The sequence below is a fragment of the Mycoplasmopsis columbinasalis genome, assembly GCF_900660705.1.
Taxonomy (GTDB): domain Bacteria; phylum Bacillota_I; class Bacilli_A; order Mycoplasmatales; family Metamycoplasmataceae; genus Mycoplasmopsis; species Mycoplasmopsis columbinasalis.
This window is the reverse complement of the sequence record NZ_LR215043.1, coordinates 463,781-483,187: the sequence shown is the minus strand read 5'-3', so window position 1 is coordinate 483,187 and position 19,407 is coordinate 463,781. Positions and strand designations below refer to the sequence as shown.

General features: G+C 31.8%; 21 protein-coding genes and 4 tRNA genes. 16 read left to right on the top strand and 9 right to left on the bottom strand.

The window, feature by feature from the left end; translation table 4 throughout:
- Window positions 1–17: 17 nt before the first annotated feature.
- The 4 genes from EXC55_RS03335 to EXC55_RS01995 all read left to right on the top strand — a co-directional run bounded on the left by EXC55_RS03335 (window position 18) and on the right by EXC55_RS01995 (window position 4,331).
- Window positions 18–176 carry a hypothetical protein gene (locus tag EXC55_RS03335; RefSeq protein ID WP_197722271.1) on the top strand — a complete coding sequence of 53 codons (159 nt, stop codon included), beginning with the start codon at window positions 18–20 and terminating at the stop codon, window positions 174–176.
- Between the two features lie 89 nt (window positions 177–265).
- Window positions 266–1,819 (top strand): site-specific DNA-methyltransferase, encoded by a 1,554-nt coding sequence (locus EXC55_RS02005; protein ID WP_223211675.1) that lies wholly within the window; start codon window positions 266–268, stop codon window positions 1,817–1,819.
- 1 nt (window position 1,820) lies between these two features.
- The gene (locus tag EXC55_RS02000; RefSeq protein ID WP_129623019.1) at window positions 1,821–2,777 is read left to right on the top strand and encodes a DEAD/DEAH box helicase family protein; all 957 of its coding nucleotides are present in this window, start codon (window positions 1,821–1,823) and stop codon (window positions 2,775–2,777) included.
- A gap of 54 nt (window positions 2,778–2,831) precedes the next feature.
- On the top strand, window positions 2,832–4,331 hold the full coding sequence (locus EXC55_RS01995; protein ID WP_129623018.1) for a DEAD/DEAH box helicase: 1,500 nt from the start codon (window positions 2,832–2,834) through the stop codon (window positions 4,329–4,331).
- Between the two features lie 137 nt (window positions 4,332–4,468).
- Here EXC55_RS01995 and EXC55_RS01990 read toward each other — a convergent pair whose 3' ends face one another.
- The 3 genes from EXC55_RS01990 to EXC55_RS01980 all read right to left on the bottom strand — a co-directional run bounded on the left by EXC55_RS01990 (window position 4,469) and on the right by EXC55_RS01980 (window position 6,186).
- Complete coding sequence (locus tag EXC55_RS01990; protein ID WP_129623017.1) at window positions 4,469–5,881, bottom strand: hypothetical protein; 1,413 nt, start codon at window positions 5,879–5,881, stop codon at window positions 4,469–4,471.
- 93 nt (window positions 5,882–5,974) lie between these two features.
- Window positions 5,975–6,056: transfer RNA gene (locus tag EXC55_RS01985), tRNA-Leu, on the bottom strand.
- 54 nt (window positions 6,057–6,110) lie between these two features.
- A tRNA-Thr gene (locus tag EXC55_RS01980) sits at window positions 6,111–6,186 on the bottom strand.
- A 355-nt stretch (window positions 6,187–6,541) separates the two neighbouring features.
- Between EXC55_RS01980 and pyrH the strand changes: the two genes are divergently transcribed.
- Together pyrH and frr are read left to right on the top strand one after the other, a co-directional pair.
- On the top strand, window positions 6,542–7,258 hold the full coding sequence (gene pyrH / locus EXC55_RS01975; RefSeq protein ID WP_129623016.1) for a UMP kinase: 717 nt from the start codon (window positions 6,542–6,544) through the stop codon (window positions 7,256–7,258).
- Window positions 7,258–7,809, top strand: coding sequence for a ribosome recycling factor (gene frr, locus EXC55_RS01970; RefSeq protein WP_129623015.1), 552 nt, complete (start codon window positions 7,258–7,260; stop codon window positions 7,807–7,809). Before pyrH ends, frr begins: the two co-directional genes overlap by 1 nt.
- A 29-nt stretch (window positions 7,810–7,838) precedes the next feature.
- Here frr and rmuC read toward each other — a convergent pair whose 3' ends face one another.
- The 3 genes from rmuC to rpoE are packed head-to-tail and all read right to left on the bottom strand — an operon-like array spanning window position 7,839 to window position 10,097.
- The gene (gene rmuC, locus EXC55_RS01965) at window positions 7,839–9,314 is read right to left on the bottom strand and encodes a DNA recombination protein RmuC (protein ID WP_129623014.1); all 1,476 of its coding nucleotides are present in this window, start codon (window positions 9,312–9,314) and stop codon (window positions 7,839–7,841) included.
- A gap of 36 nt (window positions 9,315–9,350) precedes the next feature.
- Window positions 9,351–9,791: an SsrA-binding protein gene (gene smpB / locus EXC55_RS01960; RefSeq protein ID WP_129623013.1), complete on the bottom strand. Its 441-nt coding sequence runs from the start codon at window positions 9,789–9,791 to the stop codon at window positions 9,351–9,353.
- A gap of 42 nt (window positions 9,792–9,833) precedes the next feature.
- Entirely contained in the window at window positions 9,834–10,097 is a 264-nt protein-coding gene (rpoE, locus tag EXC55_RS01955) for a DNA-directed RNA polymerase subunit delta (protein ID WP_129623012.1), read from the bottom strand.
- A 161-nt stretch (window positions 10,098–10,258) separates the two neighbouring features.
- On the opposite strand from rpoE, the gene EXC55_RS01950 reads away from it, so the two are divergent.
- The 9 genes from EXC55_RS01950 to EXC55_RS01910 all read left to right on the top strand — a co-directional run bounded on the left by EXC55_RS01950 (window position 10,259) and on the right by EXC55_RS01910 (window position 17,017).
- A complete protein-coding gene (locus EXC55_RS01950) occupies window positions 10,259–10,801 on the top strand; it encodes a tRNA (cytidine(34)-2'-O)-methyltransferase (protein ID WP_129623011.1) in 543 nt (180 codons plus the stop codon).
- A gap of 3 nt (window positions 10,802–10,804) precedes the next feature.
- Window positions 10,805–11,524, top strand: coding sequence for a TrmH family RNA methyltransferase (locus tag EXC55_RS01945; protein WP_129623010.1), 720 nt, complete (start codon window positions 10,805–10,807; stop codon window positions 11,522–11,524).
- 2 nt (window positions 11,525–11,526) lie between these two features.
- Window positions 11,527–11,772, top strand: a complete 246-nt coding sequence (locus tag EXC55_RS01940; RefSeq protein WP_129623009.1) for a DivIVA domain-containing protein — start codon at window positions 11,527–11,529, stop codon at window positions 11,770–11,772.
- The gene (ylqF, locus tag EXC55_RS01935; protein WP_129623008.1) at window positions 11,765–12,625 is read left to right on the top strand and encodes a ribosome biogenesis GTPase YlqF; all 861 of its coding nucleotides are present in this window, start codon (window positions 11,765–11,767) and stop codon (window positions 12,623–12,625) included. Before EXC55_RS01940 ends, ylqF begins: the two co-directional genes overlap by 8 nt.
- The gene (locus EXC55_RS01930) at window positions 12,618–13,340 is read left to right on the top strand and encodes a hypothetical protein (protein ID WP_129623007.1); all 723 of its coding nucleotides are present in this window, start codon (window positions 12,618–12,620) and stop codon (window positions 13,338–13,340) included. Before ylqF ends, EXC55_RS01930 begins: the two co-directional genes overlap by 8 nt.
- Window positions 13,315–14,253 (top strand): tRNA (adenosine(37)-N6)-threonylcarbamoyltransferase complex transferase subunit TsaD, encoded by a 939-nt coding sequence (gene tsaD / locus EXC55_RS01925; RefSeq protein WP_129623006.1) that lies wholly within the window; start codon window positions 13,315–13,317, stop codon window positions 14,251–14,253. The genes EXC55_RS01930 and tsaD overlap by 26 nt, the downstream gene beginning before the upstream one ends.
- A 143-nt stretch (window positions 14,254–14,396) precedes the next feature.
- A complete protein-coding gene (locus EXC55_RS01920) occupies window positions 14,397–14,645 on the top strand; it encodes a YdbC family protein (RefSeq protein ID WP_129623005.1) in 249 nt (82 codons plus the stop codon).
- A gap of 81 nt (window positions 14,646–14,726) precedes the next feature.
- Window positions 14,727–16,085: a signal recognition particle protein gene (gene ffh, locus EXC55_RS01915; protein WP_129623004.1), complete on the top strand. Its 1,359-nt coding sequence runs from the start codon at window positions 14,727–14,729 to the stop codon at window positions 16,083–16,085.
- On the top strand, window positions 16,085–17,017 hold the full coding sequence (locus EXC55_RS01910; RefSeq protein ID WP_129623003.1) for a YwaF family protein: 933 nt from the start codon (window positions 16,085–16,087) through the stop codon (window positions 17,015–17,017). Before ffh ends, EXC55_RS01910 begins: the two co-directional genes overlap by 1 nt.
- A gap of 64 nt (window positions 17,018–17,081) precedes the next feature.
- On the opposite strand, the gene EXC55_RS01905 is transcribed toward EXC55_RS01910, so the two are convergent.
- The 3 genes from EXC55_RS01905 to recA form a co-directional block, all read right to left on the bottom strand.
- Window positions 17,082–17,156, bottom strand: a tRNA-Cys gene (locus tag EXC55_RS01905).
- 97 nt (window positions 17,157–17,253) lie between these two features.
- Window positions 17,254–17,330, bottom strand: a tRNA-Arg gene (locus EXC55_RS01900).
- A 60-nt stretch (window positions 17,331–17,390) separates the two neighbouring features.
- Window positions 17,391–18,455, bottom strand: a complete 1,065-nt coding sequence (recA, locus tag EXC55_RS01895) for a recombinase RecA (RefSeq protein WP_129623002.1) — start codon at window positions 18,453–18,455, stop codon at window positions 17,391–17,393.
- 197 nt (window positions 18,456–18,652) lie between these two features.
- Here recA and EXC55_RS01890 point away from each other — a divergent pair, with 197 nt between their 5' ends.
- Window positions 18,653–19,387, top strand: a complete 735-nt coding sequence (locus tag EXC55_RS01890; protein WP_129623001.1) for a hypothetical protein — start codon at window positions 18,653–18,655, stop codon at window positions 19,385–19,387.
- The last annotated feature ends 20 nt before the right edge of the window (window positions 19,388–19,407 follow it).

Below are 19,407 nucleotides of genomic sequence, written 5' to 3'. Positions count from 1 at the left end.
AATAAACAGGAGAAAAAATGCAAAATTCGAACAAAACAATTACAGAAAATATTAACCATTCTATAGAAGTCGAGAGAGAGAGAGAGAGAGAGAGAGAGAGAGAGAGAGAGAGAGAGAGAGAGAGAGAGAGAGAGAGAGAGAGAGAGAGAGAGACAATAGTCTCGTTGCGAGTTTAGACGATTTAGTCGCTTCTTATAAACGAAATGTTGACGCAATTTCAAGAAGCAACCTCAATAATGACCAAAAAGAACTAATTTATACAATTTTGGAAGCATTAGCAAACCTCAAAAATTCATCAGAATACTTAATCGAAAGTGCTTATCAATTACTAATTCAAAGAGTGAAAATTGGTTTTACTTTTGACTCAGCGCCAACAACTAAAACTGATACGATTGCTTTTTTGCAAAAGAATGAACAATTATCTTTTGGTCAAAGCACACCTGCTACTCAAAACACCTTAATCATTGGTGAAAATTACGATGCCTTGAAAAACCTTATTTTGATTGAAGAATCGAAACAAGAACACAAAGGTTTTGATGTAATTTACCTTGATCTTCCTTACAATACCGAACGGTCAGCGGTGGAAGGTAATAGAGTTGCTGATAACAACGAAAAAATTGCTCCAAGTAAGTTTATTTATCGTGATAAATTCAGTCGTAATGGTTGATTGAATATGATGAAAGAACGACTTGTGTTAGCTAGACAACTTTTAGCAGAAAATGGCGTCATTTTTGTTTCAATCGATGAAAGTGAACAAGCATACTTGAAAATTTTGATGGACGAAATTTTTGGTGAAATCAATTTTGTAACCAACTTTGTTTGACAAAACAAAAATGATGGGTCAGGTTCAGATACCAAAAACATCAGAACATTAACCGAATCAATTCTAATGTATGCTAAAAACATTAATTTACTGGAAATCAAACACGAAGAAATTGATGTTAATGATGGCAGGTACCAATACAAAGATGAATATTTTGAAGAACGCGGTTTATATCAGCTCAAACAACTCGACACGCCAGGACTTACTTATGTAAAGTCGCTTGACTATCCAATCACAATTGACGGTCAAACCTTTGTGCCTGGTTCAGATTATCAAAAACATTTAGACAGACACAATGGCAAACATATGTTTAACGATCATCGTTGAAGATGAAGTGAGCAAAAATTTTTTGAAAACTATGAAAAAGGCTTCATTGAAATTAAAAATGGCAAAGTGTATGCAAAACAATACCAATTTGTGGACAACAATGGCAGCAAAATTGTCCGTAAAAGAAAACAGTCTAATTTAATTTTAGACATTCACGGAGCAATCGGGACTAAAGAAATTAAACAGATTTTCAACAAGGACAGAGTGTTTGAAAACCCTAAACCTGTTGGTTTGATTTCTTACCTAATTGAATTAATTCCAAACAAAAATGCAAAAATTCTAGACTTCTTTGCGGGTTCGGGTACCACAGGACAAGCAACCCTAGAGATCAATCGCAAAGACGGTGGGCACAGAATTTTTACACTAGTAACTAACAATGAAAACGACATTGCCCGCAAAATCACTTTCGAAAGGTTGTTTAGAATTAACTACGGCAAGTCAACACAAAATGAACGAGTTGACTGGGCAGCTAAAAACAAACCTTACGAAGCAAATTTAACAACCTTTGATATTGAATACAAAAACATAGGTATCACAAGTAAAGAAGATCTCGACCTATTAATCAAAGATGTTAACAAAATGTTGTCAGACTTTGGTGTTAGAACGCCTGCGATAACTTCTGACAAAATCTTAGCCAAACTGAGATCACTCAAAGCATTAGGTGGATAATATGAGTACTTTCGAATTATCAACAGTTCAAGAGAGAGCTGTCAATGAGCTTTTTGAATTCTGAAGAGACGAAGACACTAAGCATGTTACTTTCAAAGCCCCTACAGGCAGCGGTAAAACTTTTATGATTGCCAAATTGATTGAAAGAATCATTAGTGCCTATGAAAATCACAATTACGATAAAAGACCTTTCTTTTTATTCGCAACCTTATCTTCAGCAGAACTTCCAAAACAGCTCGAAAACAAACTAAATCAATATCGTTATTCTTTCACTAATGATATCAACTTAAGGGTTAAATATGTGGAGTCACCTTCATCAGCCAAACAGGGTACAAAAGATGGTAGTTTTAACTTAATGTACAATGACTGTGATGTGATGATTGTGGGTAAATCATCCTTTGGTAAGGGAAGAATTTATACAGAAATGGGTTATCTTGAGGGAATGCTCGATTCCATTCTAAGAGACAACGAAACTGAATTAATTTATATTCGGGATGAAGCTCACGTCGGCACGGGTAGCGGAAATAGTGGAAACAATAGTAAATATGCGCAAAACTTTGAATCTTTAGTTCATAATGCGGCGTCTTTCACTATTCATATGACTGCGACTCCAAAAGAGCAAGGTAAAATTGTTGAAATTAGCGAAGCAGATTTAGCAGACGACAATTTAATTTTGTTAAAAAAAGAACAAGAAACGAATCCAGGTTTTGACGAAGATGTAAAACATATCGATGACATCGCGATGCTTGATGCGGCTTGTCGGAAATTTAAAGAAATTAAAGAAAGATACGGCAATCAAGAAAAAGAACCTGGCTTACTTGGAATTAACCCAGCAATGCTAATTCAAATTAGAAACAGTAAATCATCAAAAGTTGAAGAAGAGAAAAAAATTGATGAGGAATTGGAAAAAGACATTGCTGAGTACATTAAAGTCATTAAAAGTCATGGCTTGACTTAAGCACAATATTTTAGTGAAAACAAAACCAGTTCAGACTTAAGAGAAAAAGTTACTTTGCAATCACTTTCAAAAAATAATTCTCCTTATGATGTCATCTTGTTTAAAGTTGGACCAGCAACTGGTTGAGATATTCCACGTGCTTGCATGCTTGTACAACTAAGAAGAGTGTTTTCAGAACCACTTAACATTCAAACAATTGGTAGAATAAAACGTAACCCAAAGCCTTCATATGACTTTTCTTACAATAGCATAGTTCATAAATATTTCATTTATTCAAACGTTATCACTTCTAACACAACAGGTCTAATAAGTTGAAAAATAAAAGAAAATATCAAAAAGAAGAACATTACAATTCCTTATGGCAAAATTAATCTTGATTTACTAAAAAAAGAATTTGATGTGGTTAATTATCAAGAAAAATTGACAACCAAGCTTGACTTCGACAGCATTAAAGACAAATACATAACTTTTATGAATTTCTATATGAATGAAGAGAACAAGTATTTAATTGGTGAAGAATCAAAATTTAAAAAAGATGGTACTGGCCAAGAAGTGACATATATTATGTCAAAAATTCAAAATTTAATTGATTTAAGAATTTTTATTAACAACAAGCGCCGTCAATATAATAAGTATTTCGAAAAATTAGGCGAGAATTTCTTGAAAAATTTATATGCCAAAATGAAAAATTGGCTCAATGAAAAACTTAAGTCTACAGCCAAACAAACTGAAGATGAAAAGGAAAGAGCAGAAATATATTTGCGTTCTTTCACCCAGGATATGTTTGAATACACAATTTACAAAAAATACATAAGTGACATTGCAAGTTTGTATGGCAAGTTTTGTAAATCGGTGAACCAAAACACTGGCAAAAATACTTATGTTATTCATTTTAATGATATTCCAAGTGAGTTTGTCCAAATAATTGAAAGTCATTATAATGGTGTTTCTACACCTGGTAGTGGCAAGTCGAAAAACACAATTTCCCTTAAAAAACAACTTGCTGAACTCTTCCCATATTCTGCACATAACCATACAGAAGTTTATTTGGATTCAAAATCAGAAGTATCATTTATAGCTGAATTTTTAGCTAACTTAGAAAGAAAAAATGTGGTAGCTAGGGCAGTTGGACTTTGATCAATTAATCAACCACATCGTGGTTTTGGATTTGAATATCTAGAAAGTTCAGATGATTTTTCTGTCAAAAAAGGTTTTCCTGATACATATTTTGTAATTGGCGAGAACAGCGATTGTCTTGAGCACGCTTTATTTATTGAGATAAAAAATATAAACGATATTGCTCCCCAAAAAACAATAAATCTTCTTGAAAGTTTCAATCTATATGTTGAAGCATTTAAAAATGGTAACTTTTTTCATAATAACACAAAGATTAAAACGATGACAGCACTAATTGTCAAAATGAACGGTTCTAATATCGAATCGTTTGAAGGTTATAGTACTATTGAAAATTTTGATAACGAAATAAGAAATCAAGAAATAAAAACATTAGAAAGAATAGTTGACTTAATACTAGCAAGTAGCAAAAGAGCTTAAACCTCAATTAACAACCAAGGTAAACTTGGTTTTTTTATTTTCACTGTTTCTATGTAGACCATTGCTTTTTCAATTTTGGATCCAATAGATTGCAATACCTCAGTTACAACCGAATTGTAGTTAGACCGTCAGAATCATTAGTCTAAAACGTTAATTAATCTTTCGATGAAATATTCAATAAATGGCGGTATTTGAACAAAACTAACAAATTCATTTGCAAACGAAAAATCAAGTAATGAAACCTCAGGTTTGGTTGGCAATTCGTAAGCTTTAAAAATTTCGTTTGGTGTTAAAACTCTTAAAGTGTTGTTAATTCAATATATCCCATTTCTTGTGTAATAAGAACTTCTCAAACCAAAAGGATTTTTACTAGCTGCAAAACGTGACCCATAAGGAGCAAAAACTTTACCTTTTTGACCAAAGACAGTAATTCCAGACAATAAATCAATGTGTAAACTTAATAACTCGTCCTCTGTTACTGAAAAATTGTTTTCCATAAAAATAGGGAATAACGCTGGCGCAACCGGTGATGTATTAAACAATTTTGTTTCAATTAATTTTAGTACTTCTTCACTGACATTGTTTTCGTCGAAAGACTCAAAACAATGGCGAAAAGTTACTGAATTTAATTTTTTTTCTTCAAAAACATTATCTTTTGGTTTTATGCATCACTTTTTAGCTAAAATGCTTTGATCACTAAGCTTGTCACTTAAAAGCTTTAAAAATGAATCTAGTCCTGCATCTAAACAATCGCATCTTTCTTTACTGTGCAATTTAATTTCTTTGTTTTTTAAAACAAAATTGTTGATAAGCGGTTTTCAAATATAGTCTCTGTTAATTAATGTGGCAATAGATAGAGTAGATGTTGGTCTTTTTTGCAAGAGTCCTCGAAAATAGTTTGGCTGCATTTTTTGAATGATTGCTGATTTAACAAAAATCCTTGATTTTTCTTCCAGAATATCTTCAACTATTTTGTTTTCGGTTCTTTTCAGACTTGAAAATTCAGCAAAAATTTCGGCAAACTGCTTGGAACTTGATTCTTGAGCAAAAGCTATTATTGTTTTCGAATATCTAGTTACTGCATAGCCAAATTTTGCCGGGTCATAAGTGTAAACATTTGGAAAATATCCTAGATGTTTTAAACCAGTAATTAAATTCTCAAACTTTTCTTTGTATTTTAATTCAAACTCATTTTCGGTACTAAACCATAAATCTAGATAAAGTGCTTTACACTTACTTTTGTTTATATGTTCGAGTAATTTATTATTTTGCAAATTAAAAGCAAGATTTGAATAAAACAAAATATCCACATTCAAACTCTTGATTTCAGGTAGTTCCAAATTCTCTAACGCTTTGAAATTATTAAGATTGAGGTTTGCTTTTTGTTGAAAGATTTTTACAATATCTCAAAAATTTTCGTCATTTTCATTTTGAGCAAAAAAGCAGTTTTTTATTCCTACAATCTTCATTCCTGCTTTTCAAAAATAATATGAGAACACACCACTAAAGTCAAAACATAGTTGTACACTTAGCTTTTTTCTTTGTTCCATTTTTTCCTTCTTTAATTGGTTTTATTATATCTTCTAAAATAAATAAAAATGACCTCCATAAGGAAGTCATTTGTGAACACGATTTCTGTGATATGGTGCGCAAGGAGGGACTTGAACCCTCACGCCGAAGCACTAGAGCCTAAATCTAGCGTGTCTGCCATTTCACCACTCGCGCATAATATGCTCATTTAAGGAATTGCACCTTATAAAAGCTACTAAGCTAAGCATATGGTGCCGCCTATAGGACTCGAACCTACGACCTACTGATTACAAGTCAGTTGCTCTACCAACTGAGCTAAGGCGGCAAGACTTACATATTATAATACAGAATATTTTTTTGATAGAAAATTTAAAAAATATTTTTGCAATCAGTTTTGATATTTAATTAAGCATTTTTTTCTATAACAGCGAGTTACTTATAAAAGCGAAATTAGAAAAATTAAAAACTAAATCGGGCTTTGATTTTCGGTTTCTTTTTTTACTTCAAAAATACACCTTTATTTTTTAATCATTTCTCATAACATACTATATTATAGGCATATACAAAAAAATATTTTTCTAAAAATTGCGCACTTTTTCTGTCTTATTCTTTTAAATTTTAAATTTTAAAGTAATATATAAATAATTAAAATTTTTATTAAGAAATGTGATGAGGTTTTTGTGAAATATAAAAGAATCTTGATTAAGCTATCTGGTGAGGGCTTAGCAAACAAGGAACGTAGATTAGCAATTGACTACAATATTGTCGAAAATATTGCTTTACAACTTAAAAAAATTCACCAACAAGGCATCCAAATTAGCGTTGTAATCGGCGGTGGCAATTTCTGACGTGGCGCTAGTGCTGAAAAAAATGGTATTCCTCGGAACAGAGCTGATTACATCGGAATGTTAGCCACAATAATGAATGGACTTGCACTCAAAAGCGGATTCGAAAAAGTTGGTTTAAAAGCCAGAGTGCAATCGTCAATTAACATTGACCAAAAAGTGGCGGAAAACTACATTAATGAAAAAACACTTAAATACCTTGAAGAAGGCGAAATTGTTATTTTTGTCGGTGGTACAGGTCGTCCAATTTTTACCACGGATACTGCTGCAACCTTATTTGCTACTGAAATCGGAGCTGAAGCCATCTTGATGGGCAAAAATGGAGTTGAAGGTATTTACGACAAAGATCCTAAAGCTAATCCAGACGCAAAACATTTCAAAAAAATTACTTACGACGAAATACTTGACCAAAAATTGCAGGTGATGGATTTAACCGCAACCAGCATGGCAAGAGATCACAACATTGATTTAGTTGTTTTTAACATCTTAGAAAAAGACGCCATTATTCGCGCGTTAAATGGAGACATTAATCATACGGAGGTAACAAATTAATGGAATTAGAACTTTATTTAGAAGAATTCAGAACTGAAGCAGATAAGGCGGCTAATCATTACGCATTTGAGCTTTCAAAAATTTCAACAGGTAGAGCTAACCCTCAACTTATCAAAGGTATTAAAGTTCTTTACTATGACACACCAACTCCAATTGAAGAATTAGCAAACATTAGTGTGCCGGAACCTCAACAGCTTTTAGTTAAACCTTTTGATGCTAGTGTGACCAAAGAGTTAGTAAAAGCAATTTTAGCTGATAACTTAAACGTTGGAGTTGCTGACGAAGGTAACCAAGTCCGTTTAACTTTCCCTGCTTTAACTTCTGATCGTCGTAAAGAATTAGTTAAAAGTTTGAGTAAATATACAGAACAAGCAAAAATTGGTGTCAGAAACGTACGGCAAAATATTAACAAGCAAATCAAAGCTGATGAAGAATTAACTGAAGACGAACAAAAAAAATATCTTGATGAAATTCAAAAGCAAACAGATTTAAAAATTGCTCACATTGAGACAATGACAAAAGCTAAAGAAAAAGAGCTTCTTACAGTTTAAAAAAAGTTCCGCATATGCGGAACTTTTTTTTATTTTTTATATGTTCTTGAAATTGCCTCACCACTTTCGAATGATGCTTCAATCGCTTTGTTTTTATATTCGTCGTTGAAAATTTTTTGGGCCGCTTCCAACGGTTCTAATGAGTCAGCACTAAATCCTGTTGTATTTAAGAAGTTCTCGATGCCAACAGTGGCGTTGGTAAATTCTTTTGCCACTTTTACAAGCGCATTATAAGAATCAATTTGTTTTTTACGGCTATCTGTAAGACCTGTTGAAATAGCAGCAACGTGCGACATAAGTTTTTTTAATGAACCAAATAAGACATTAAGATTTTGAGTTAAAGCACTATATTGGTTCATTGCACGATACATATCAATAAAGCAAATGATAGTTGAAGGACTTACTGGAATAACATTTGGAAATTCTTTTTTCAAATCAAGAAACTTTTTATGAGTAATTAAGAAATAGTAAAGAGTTTCACTTGGCAGAAACATCAACACATGTGAAGTAGTCACACCATCAATTACATAACTTGCCGCTTCTTCGAATTTTTTACGAATTGAAAGTAAAAGTGCTTCTTCAGCTTTGCTTTTATCTTTTTCTTCAACTAAATAATTATTAAATGTTGTATATGGGAATTTTGAATCAATTGGTAAGTAAATGAATTTATTTTGACTATTGTTTGTATAAAGTTTAATTGTAGCATCAACAATTTTGTCGTCTTTGATGGTGTGTTGGAATTTTAATAAACCATCAACCTCTTTGTTACCATAACGATCAGCTAGCATATCCTCTAAAATGAATTCACCAGCCAACCCAATTTTTTTGTTGTTTGAAAAAATTGAATGTAACTGCAAAATGTGTTGGTTAACATCTTGAATAACTTGAACATTTTGTTGCAATCTTTCAACTGCATCCTTTGCATTTTGAAATTCTGTTTTGATCGCAGTAGATAATTCTTGTTGCAATTTACTTTTTACATAAAGTTCAATTTCTTTGAGTTTATCAGTTGTATTTTGTTGGATTTCAGTCATTTTAGTTGTAACTAAACTAGTTAACTGATTATTATCTTGCGTTCTCTTTAAGTGAAAATTATTTAGAAAAGCTGTTTGCTCCGTTTTTAAAGTATTAAGTTCAGCGTTTACTTTATTTTTTTCGTCTTCGATAGATTTTTTTAATATGTCGAAATCCCTTTTCAAAACAGATAAGAACGAAGTTTTTTCTTCTCCGAACAAATGCTTTTGCAACGTTGTTTCAACATCGCCGGCGTAAACTTTTATGTGTTCTTCCAAATTAGAAGTTAAGTGTTTTTCAAAATCAGCGTTTTTAGTAACTAACTCAGAAGCAAAATCTGTTTTTTTGTTCGCTAAGATTAATTCAAGCAAATTTTTTAACTTATTGTCATCAATTTTTGCTTCTTTCTTCGAAAAAACAATCACCAAAGCAAGAGTTATAATCGAAATTAAAACACATAAAATTGAAAAAATAATTAATGCTATAGCCATTAAACTCCTTTGTTTATTAATTTAACAGACGCTTATTTAATATAAAACTTCAATCTTTTTTATATATTTTTGAGCGTCTTTTTCCTTTATTGCTTGTCGTCGATCTTCTTTTCTAAGACTCACAACTAAGGCTACTTCAATTTTAACTCTGCCTTGTTCATTAAAGTAGATTTTTGTTGGTAAAATAGTACCATTCCCCACTTTTTCCAACTTGTTTTGCAATCTGATAATTTCATTTTTATGCATTAGCAATTTGCGTTCGCGTGTCTCGTCGTTTTTTTGGAGCATCCAACTTTTAAATGAAGCATTGTAAAGAAAAAATTCGCCTCTGCGAAAAAAGCAATATGAATTAGTCAAATTAACTGTTTTAGCTCGCGCAGACTTAACTTCTCACCCTTGCAAGACAAGACCACATTCGTGTTTGTCTAAAATTTCATATCCGTGTAATCCACGTCGATTATCGATAATAATTTTCATAAAAGTCCTTTAAACAAAATAAAATGTGCTTATTTGCACACTCTATTTTTTATAACCTGGTCTAATTGTTCAAGCATTGCTTTCGCCTTTTAAGAAACGAGAATCAACTGTTAATAAACGGTATAACTCACCAATTTTTGCTTCTGAAATAGTTTCATAAGAAACATTTTTTTCTTCAGCTTCTTCTCTTCATTTTGATCCGAGCTCATTTTCCACAAAAGCAAAAATATCAGTAAAATCAGCATATTTGCCAGATGAATAACTAGCTAACATATAATCAAGCGCTATGTCAAGAATGGTTCTCATGTAACTCCTTTATACCTTTAGCGTGCCAATCGATAATTGCCATAAGTTGGCTTATTATACAATATAATTGCATTTATTTAATAGCTACTGATGATTTATAAAACATCATTTTGCAATAATAGCTAAAAAATAGATATATACGTAACAGAGAAAGGTAAAAAATGCTCAATATTGTTTTGTTTGAACCTGAAATTCCGCCCAACACAGCGAACATCATTCGCACGTGTTTTGCTCTTGGTGCAAAATTACACATCATCAAACCCATTGGGTTTGACTTAGATCCTAAGTATCTTTCAAGAGCTGCAGCTGGTCGTTTGCTTAGTGATATCCCGCACGAAATTCATAATTCTTATGCAGATTTTCATAAACTTTACAAAGACAAAACAATTTGGTACTTAACTCGTTATGGGTTGAAAAGTTATACTGACGACAATGTTTTTAAAAAAAGTTATGCTAAAGATAAAGAGATTTGAATTATGTTCGGCAAAGAATCTACTGGCATTGATAAAAACATTTTAATGAATGACATTGACCATTGTTTAAGAATACCAATGGTTTCAGCTATGCGTTCAATTAATCTTGCAAATTCAGTGGTAATTGTGGGTTTTGAAGTAATGAGGCAATTAAAATTTAAAGATTTGAATTGTTTTGAAACTGAAAAGGGAAAATATTTCTTGCTCGAAAACAAAGAAAAGAAAAATTAAAAAATGGCAAAAGAAATAATTACTAGTGTTGCTAACCAAAAAATAAAAAATTTAATCAAACTTAAAAACGATCCAAAATCCCCTTATTTTTTAGTTGAAACTCGTCACTTAGTTAAAGAAGCTGAAAAGGCTAATTTAGTAAAAGAAATTTTCGCCACTTATGAAACTGAATTTAACAAACAAAACTATATTATAGGTTCAAACATTGCAAAACGTCTTTCTGAAATAGTTAATACTGACGGAGTTTTTGCGCTTTGTCAAAAACCAACTGTTGAAGATTTGGACAATAAAATTGTTTTTCTTGATAATGTACAAGATCCCGGCAACGTAGGCACAATTATTAGAACATTAAAAGCATTTAATTTCGATTCAATCATTACCAACGTCAATGTTTTTAACAGCAAAGTGATTAGGTCAACTCAAGGAGCAATTTTTTCAGTTAAACATAAAAAGAGTTTTGATTCATATGCGGAATTAAAAAAATTGAAAGATTTAGGGTACAAAATTTACATTACTAGTTTGGATAAAGATTCTCAACATTATGATCAGGTTCCAACAAATTTCCAAAAATTGGTTGTAGTTTTGGGAAACGAAGGCAAGGGAGTGGAACCAAAATTATTAGAATTAGCTGATTACAAAATTTATATCCCTATAAATTTCGAGAGTCTTAATGTGGCAGTAGCTAGTGGTATTATTCTTAACGAGTTTTACAAAAAGAGGTAGCAATGAACGAAATATCTGTAGTTGAAAAAATAAAAACAAAAAAATTTCATCGTGAATTAAATGGCTATATTACCTTTGAAGTAGATAATTTTTTAGAAGAATTAGTTGTGGATTTTGAAAACCAAAAAGCAAACGAACAAAAACAAATTGAACTGTTGAATTCGCAAATAGCCAATAAAAATAAAATTATTGGTCAACTAGAAAAAGAAATTTTAGAATTGAAAATTAAATTAGGTTGTCATGAATAATACTGAACAAACATTAATCAATTGATATCCTGGTCATATGACGAAAGGAATGCGCGAAATCAAGGAAAACGCAAGTTTAGCTGATGTTTTTATTATGGTTTTGGACGCCAGATGCCCAATTAGTTCATACAACGAAGATTTCGATGCAATAGCTCCTCAAAAACCTCGTCTCTTTGTCATTACAAAAAGTGATTTAATGGATGACAACAAGAAAAACTTGATTCAAAAAAGATTCGGAAATGAACAAGTGCTTTGACTTGATTTGCGAAAAAAATCTTCGAGAGATCAAATTATTAAAGCCATTAAAAAATGTACTAGAGAAAAAGTTGAAAGAGATAAACAAAAAGGTTTTTTAATTTCAAAAATCAAAGTTTTTGTTGTTGGTGTTCCAAATGCTGGCAAAAGTTCTTTAATTAATTTGATTTCTCAAAAACAATCATTAAAAGTAGCTAATATGCCTGGAATTACACGGGCTAAAAAATGAGTAGCGGTTGATAACATTTATTTTATGGATACTCCTGGCATTTTACTTCCGAAACTTACAGATCAAAAAGCTGCCGTCAAACTTGCTATGGTTGGATCTATTGAAACCACAATTTTTCCACTTAGATTTTTGGCTAACCAATATCTCAAAACACTTGCTGAATATTACCCAGAAAAAATTGAAAAAGAATTCAATGTTGATTTAACAGAAATGTTAAGTCAAGAATTTACTGATACAGTTGCTTATAATGTGTTTGCAAATATGGCAGTTAACAAAAATTTTAAAATTAACAACAAACCAGACTTTAATAAAATTTACGTTCACTTTATTAATTGAGTTAAAAACTTAAAAGGAGTTACTTATGACTAAACAACAAAATAAACCGAAACAAAAATATACAAAGAACCAAATTACTGATGGTTGGTTCAAAGTTTTAAAAACTAACCCGGACTTTTTTAGGGGTCGTTTTAACTCTTGGGTGCAAACATTTTTTCTAGGAACTTTTATCTGTATTGGCGCTGCTGTTGTCTCGATTATAGCTTTATCAAAGGATGATATACAAAACAGAAGTGATGTTGGTTTACTTATTTTTATTTTAGCTTTTTCAATTTTAGCGGGACTTCTAATGTTAAATTTCTTTGTTTCAAGCATCTTAGTTTGAATTGCTTCTAGAACAATCGACAACGAACAAAGAGAATCGAAAAATAAAAAAAACATTAAGTATTGGGTTATTTCTACTTTTAGAAAATATCCAACTAGATATCTTGACTTGCTTGAAGAACCAAAAATTGATGAATTGTATTTTCAACAACACGAACTAGAAAAAAATGCGCCGGTTGAAAAAAGCATTCAAGACTATATTGAAGAGAAAAAGGATAATCCAGAAGTATCTCAACAAAACGCTTTTAGTTTTATCAAAACCGAAAAAAATGCAAATCCAGAAGATTCTCAACTTTCGGTTGAAAATGCAGTTGAATTAAAAACAGCTGATGAAATTCACGCAGAAGAACAAAACAACAAAATAAATCAAATGAATAATAAAAACTATTTGGAAACTTATGAAAATCTTAGGAATCGAAACTAGTCACGATGACACATCAATTGCAATTTTAGAAAATTCTAAAGTTGTTGATCTTATTACAATTTCACAAATTGATATTTTTAAAGAATTTGGTGGCACCATTCCAGAATTATCTTCTCGCACGCATGTGAAAAATATTCAGGTAATTCTAGAAATGCTTATTAAAAAGTGGAATTTGAATGAAATTGACGTGATTGCTTACACTGAAAAACCGGGTTTAATTGGCACTTTGCAAATTGGTTATTTGTTCGCGAACGCATTGAGTTTAGCTTTAAACAAACCAATTTATCCAATCGATCATTTGGAAGGTCATTTTTATTCAACTGTTATTAATGAAGAAGAAGTTAAATACCCCGCTTTGTGTTTGTTAGTTTCAGGCGGACACACTCAATTAATGTACATTAAAAATCCAACAAGTTTTGAAATTATTGGCCAAACACAAGACGACGCAGTAGGTGAAGCTTACGACAAAGTGAGTGTGAGACTCGGACTTGGTTTTCCAGGCGGCCCTACTATTGACAAGCTTTACAAGACATATCGCGGAGAATTTATAAAATTAACATCACCTAAAACTGAAAACGAACTAGATTTTTCATTCAGTGGACTAAAATCGCAAGTGATTAATTTGTATCGTAATTCTATTGATCGTGGGCAAAAATTAGATGAAGTTGCACTGGTTTGTTCTTTTCAACATTTAGTTGTTGAATATCTAATTTCTAAAGTAAAAAAAGCAATACAAAAGTACGAATTTGAATCATTAATGTTAGCTGGTGGTGTTAGTGCGAATTCATTGCTTAGACAAGAATTTCTTAAACTTTCAGACAAGGCGACTATTCCCAATCTTAAATATGCAACTGATAATGGTGCAATGATCGCAAGATGCTTATACGAAAAACTAAAAGATGTGCAAAAATAGTCTGTAAAGCTACTGAAAATATCAAAATTGTTCCATTTCCCTTTGTTACTATATAATTATGAATATATATATTAATATAAATATAAATACTGCAAGAAGCAAATAAAAGTTTTGCGAGTTAGGATTGTTAGCATAGGAGAAATATGGCAACAAATAGAAGAAACGAAATTACCAATACAATTGTCAAGGAAATCGGTGTAATTTCAGAAACAGCAGGTGGCTACAAAAAAGAATTGAACCTTGTTTCATGAAATAATTCACAACCAAAATATGATATTAGAGATTGAAGCGAAGACCATTCAAGAGCTTCAAAAGGTATCACTTTAACACTTGAAGAACTTACAATTCTCAAAGACCTGATCGAAAAAGAATTAGAAACTATCCAAAAATAATTAACTTAACAAGAACTAATTCGACGAAACAGTTTTTGTTTTTTTATTTTTTAATAATTAAATCTGTAGAAAGGGGTTGTAATGCTTAATTTTCTCGAAAACAGAATTCAAAAATCTCTTGCCAAAATGGAAAAGAAAACCATTGTGCAAGAATCTGACATTCTTGAAACAACCCGTGACATCAAATTAGCTTTGTTAGAAGCTGACGTTAATTTACAAGTTGTGAAAGACTTTGTGAGCAACATCAAACAAAAAGCACTTGAATCAAGATTAGTGGGTTCGCTTAATGCTTCACAGCAAATGATTAAGATTGTTCACGAAGAATTAAAAAATGTTCTCGGGGGGCAAGTTCAAGAAATCAAAATTACTAAATTTCCATATGTTATTTTGATGGCCGGTTTACAAGGCTCTGGAAAAACCACAGCTGTTGCTAAACTCGCTTTCTACTTGAGAAAAAAGAATTTTATTAAAAAACCTTTAGTTGTAGCTGGTGACGTTTATCGTCCTGCTGCTGTTCAACAACTTGTGACTTTAGCAAAAGGTATTCAAATAGATTATTTTGAAAAAGGAACAAGTGACACGCCACAAAATATTGTTAAAGAAGCTCTGCTTTTTGCTGAACAAAACAAAAATGATTTAGTAATTATCGATACTGCTGGTCGTTTATCAATTGATGAAAAATTGATGCAAGAATTGAAAGACTTGCGCAGCATTGCTCATCCAAACGAAATTTTGTTCGTTGCTGATGCATTCAGCGGTCAGGATATTCTTAATGTTGCGAAAACTTTTCACGAAAACTTGAAATTAACAGGCGCAATTATTACTAAGCTTGACTCAGATGCTCGTGGTGGAGCAGCTTTAAGTATTGCTAAAGTACTGAATGTTCCAATTAAATTTATTGGTACCGGTGAAAAAACTTCTAACTTTGATCTTTTCTACCCTGATCGTATGGCTGATAGAATTTTGGGAATGGGTGATGTGCTTTCCTTGATTGAAAAAGCTGAAGAAGCAATTGACGCGGATATGGCACAAAACACAGTTGCTAAAATGTTAAGAGGTCAATTTACACTCGATGACTTAATGCAAAATCTTGCTCAAATTAAAAAATTGGGTAAGATGACGAAAATTATCAAAATGATTCCAGGTTTGGCTAAAAAGATTGACGAGCAAAGAATTGAAGAAGCTGAAGAAAAATTTAAAACTTATGAAATCTTGATTAATTCAATGACCATTAAAGAACGTAAAAACCCTAAATTACTTAAACAAGCTTCTCGCAAAGCTAGAATCATCAAAGGAAGCGGCCGTTCTGCTTTTGAATACAACCGTTTAATTAACGATTTCGAACAAATGGCAAAAAATATGACTGAAATGTCTAAGAAAATCAAAAGCGGTGACCTTGGTTCACTTGCCAAAATGGGTTTTGGAGGTGGTTCACTCTAATGACCAACTTTTTTAATCCTTATGGCAATCGGTTACCGCTCAGCGGTTTGTCGACAATTATTTATTTTTCTCTTGTTACATTAACTGTTTTGAGTTGCGTTTTACTTTGGTTTCTTAAATCAAGCGTAAAAAAACAATACTCGATGCACTCAACAATTTTAGGTATGCGTAAAATTACTTTTTGAAGAGTTTTTGGCTTGTTAACCATCATTTTTGCGATGGGACGCTCAGTAGTTTTAGCAGTAAATGACTTTCCAAATTTATGAGAAGTTATACCTTTACATCTATGCCGTACAGCTATTTTTCTAATTGGCATAATTTTGATTTTCAATAAACTGCACTGAATTAAATATTTTGGTTCAATCAGTTTATTGGGTGCATTTATTGCAATTTCGTACCCTGGTGCCGGACAAAATATTGGTGTAGACAGTTTTTATTTTTGAGATTACTATGTTGCACACACTTTCTTGTGCTTGATTACAAGCTACTTAATAATTGTTGTTAAAGCAAAATACACATTTAAAGATACTATTGTTACAATAAATATAATCTTTGTTTATTGTGTAATTTTATTTGTTATTAACTATATTACTGACATTTCAAATTCTGTGCCAGAACGCTGAAAAGCAAACTATCTTTATTTAGGTTTAACTCAAAGCAAACAAGATATTTCATTCCTTGCCCAAATTTTAGTGTGACCATACAATTTCTTTATTGTTACTGGCGTTTTAATTGCTTATATTCCAATTTCAATCTTAATTTGGTGTTTACAAAATAAACTTAATATTAGACTTGAAAACAAAAAACTTAAAATTAGTATTAGACACAGTAGAACTTGAAGAAAATACAAAAAATCGATGATTCATTATTGAGAAAATCACTGAATCACAAAATTACATCGTCGCAGAATAAATAAGGAGGCTTCCGCTTAGGAAGTTTTTTTATATAAAAAAGCGCTTCTTTAAAGAAACGCTAAAGTGAACAGTAAAACTGATTTGGAGGCACCAACGGGAATCGAACCCGTAATCAGAGTTTTGCAGACTCGTGCCTTCGCCTTTTGGCCATGGTGCCGTTTTTGCTAACAAATTATAGCAACTTTTTCTTAAAATACATCTAATCAGCAATAAAAAATGCCCTTAAAGGCACTTTTTGGTCAACATAATTGAAATGGCGATCCCTAGAAGAGTCGAACTCCTAACCTTTTGGTCCGTAGCCAAACGCTCTGTCCAGTTGAGCTAAGGGACCACTCAAATTGCTATAGTATTATAGCAACTTTTTAGAAAATTCCAATAAATTATGTTAAGGTTAAGCTTCTGCTTTTGGTGCTGGTTTTTGGTTAAATTTTGCTTTTACAAGAGTTTCAACTTCTTGTTTAAACTCTGGTTGTGCTGTGAAAAGTTCTTTGAGTGCTTTTTTACCTTGCGCAATACTTTTTTCAGCAAAAAAATATCAAGAACCTTTTTTGTTTAAAATACCAAATTCAACTGCGCAGTCAATTAATTCTGATAAAGAGTCAATACCTTGGCCATAAACAATTTCTGTTGTAAAACTTTTATATGGTGGGGCTACTTTGTTTTTCACAACTTTTATTTTTATTTCATTGCCTGTGATATCTTTACCTTCAACTATTGAAGTACTTTTACGAACTTCAATTCTAAGAGATGAATAAAATTTGAGAGCGCGCCCGCCCGTTGTTGTTTCGGGGTTACCAAACATCACACCAATTTTTTCTCTTATTTGGTTAACAAAAATAATCGTGGTTTTATTTTTATTTAGTGAAGCCGTAATTTTTCTAAGCGCTTTTGACATCAAACGAGCTTGCAGTCCGATTTGACTATCATACATATCACCGTTTAATTCAGCTTCAGGAACTAAAGCAGCAACACTATCCACCACAATCAAATCAATTGAACCTGATTTAGTTAATAAATCAACAATTTCTAATGCTTGTTCGCCACTATCGGGTTGACTTAGAATTAGTTCATCTAATTTAACACCAACATTTTGTGCATAAATGGGATCAATTGAATGCTCTGCATCAATAAAGGCTGCAATACCGCCAGCTTTTTGAATCTCAGCAATTGCGTGCAAACATAGAGTGGTTTTACCACTGCTTTCTGGACCATAAATTTCAATAATTCTACCTTTTGGATAACCGCCTACTCCAATTGCATTATCTAAAAGATAAGAACCTGATGGAAAAGTTTCTACAGATTCTACAGCGTTTTCATCACGAAAGATCATTGCTGCTTCGGTGCCAAATTTTTTAATAATATCATTTAAAATTGTTTCAATTTTTTGCGCATTTAAAACATTGTTGTCATTAGTTTCTGTGGTTGTTGTAGTATTGTTCTTTTTTATTTCGGTCATTTCTTGCCTCCACTCACATAAACATCAAAAAATAAACTTTGCAAAAAAATGAAAATTTTTTGGGAATTAATTTTAGGTTACAGCAAACACAATAAAAACAATTTGAACGTCTTAGCAATTTTTAACTTTTAGCGAATTACTATAAAATAATAATATCTTTGCTTAGATTACAAAAAATATTTGAATGAGGTTATTTAATGAAAATTAACAAAAAGTGATTTTGATTAGCAACTCCTGCTTTAGTCACAACAATACCCTTAATTTCTGCTGCGTGCTCTAATGAACAAAAAGAAACACCCGCAGAAAACCCACAACCTGCAACACCAAGTGAACCTACTACTGAAATTAGTAGTATCAGTCAAAGTATGACGTTGCCGGTACCAATGCTTACTAAAGAAATTGTCACAGAATTACAAAACGCGAAAACTAATGTAGCCAACTTTAATGCTAAATTTAATGAATTAGTTTTAACTAGTTTCAACCCTTTAAAAAGAGATGATTTTGAAGTTGCACACATAAAAGCTGATAGTGCCGAAAATCCTACTCGCGTAGAAGTACAAACAAAAGAATTTACAACAGATTTTGACGCAGAGGACAATAAGATCAACGAAAAAGAAATTATTACAACTTATACTTTAATAAAAGTACCTGCTGGAAAATTTGTGTCACGTCGCATCACTGTTGCAGGTGACTTAGAAGCTTTGAAAACTAATTTAGAAGCTAACAAAAATGATAAAGCTAAAATTACCGAACTCATCAATCAAAACAATAAGTCACACGACTTAATCTTTACCTTAGTTAAGTCAATTGAGTATAACGACGTAAAAACTACTTTTGATACTGCTGCGAACAAAAAACTTAATCTGTTCTTTAATTTAACAATGCAAGATGATTCAACTGCTGAACTTAAATTAGTTGTAGAATCAATTTAACATCAAGGCTAATTTAACTA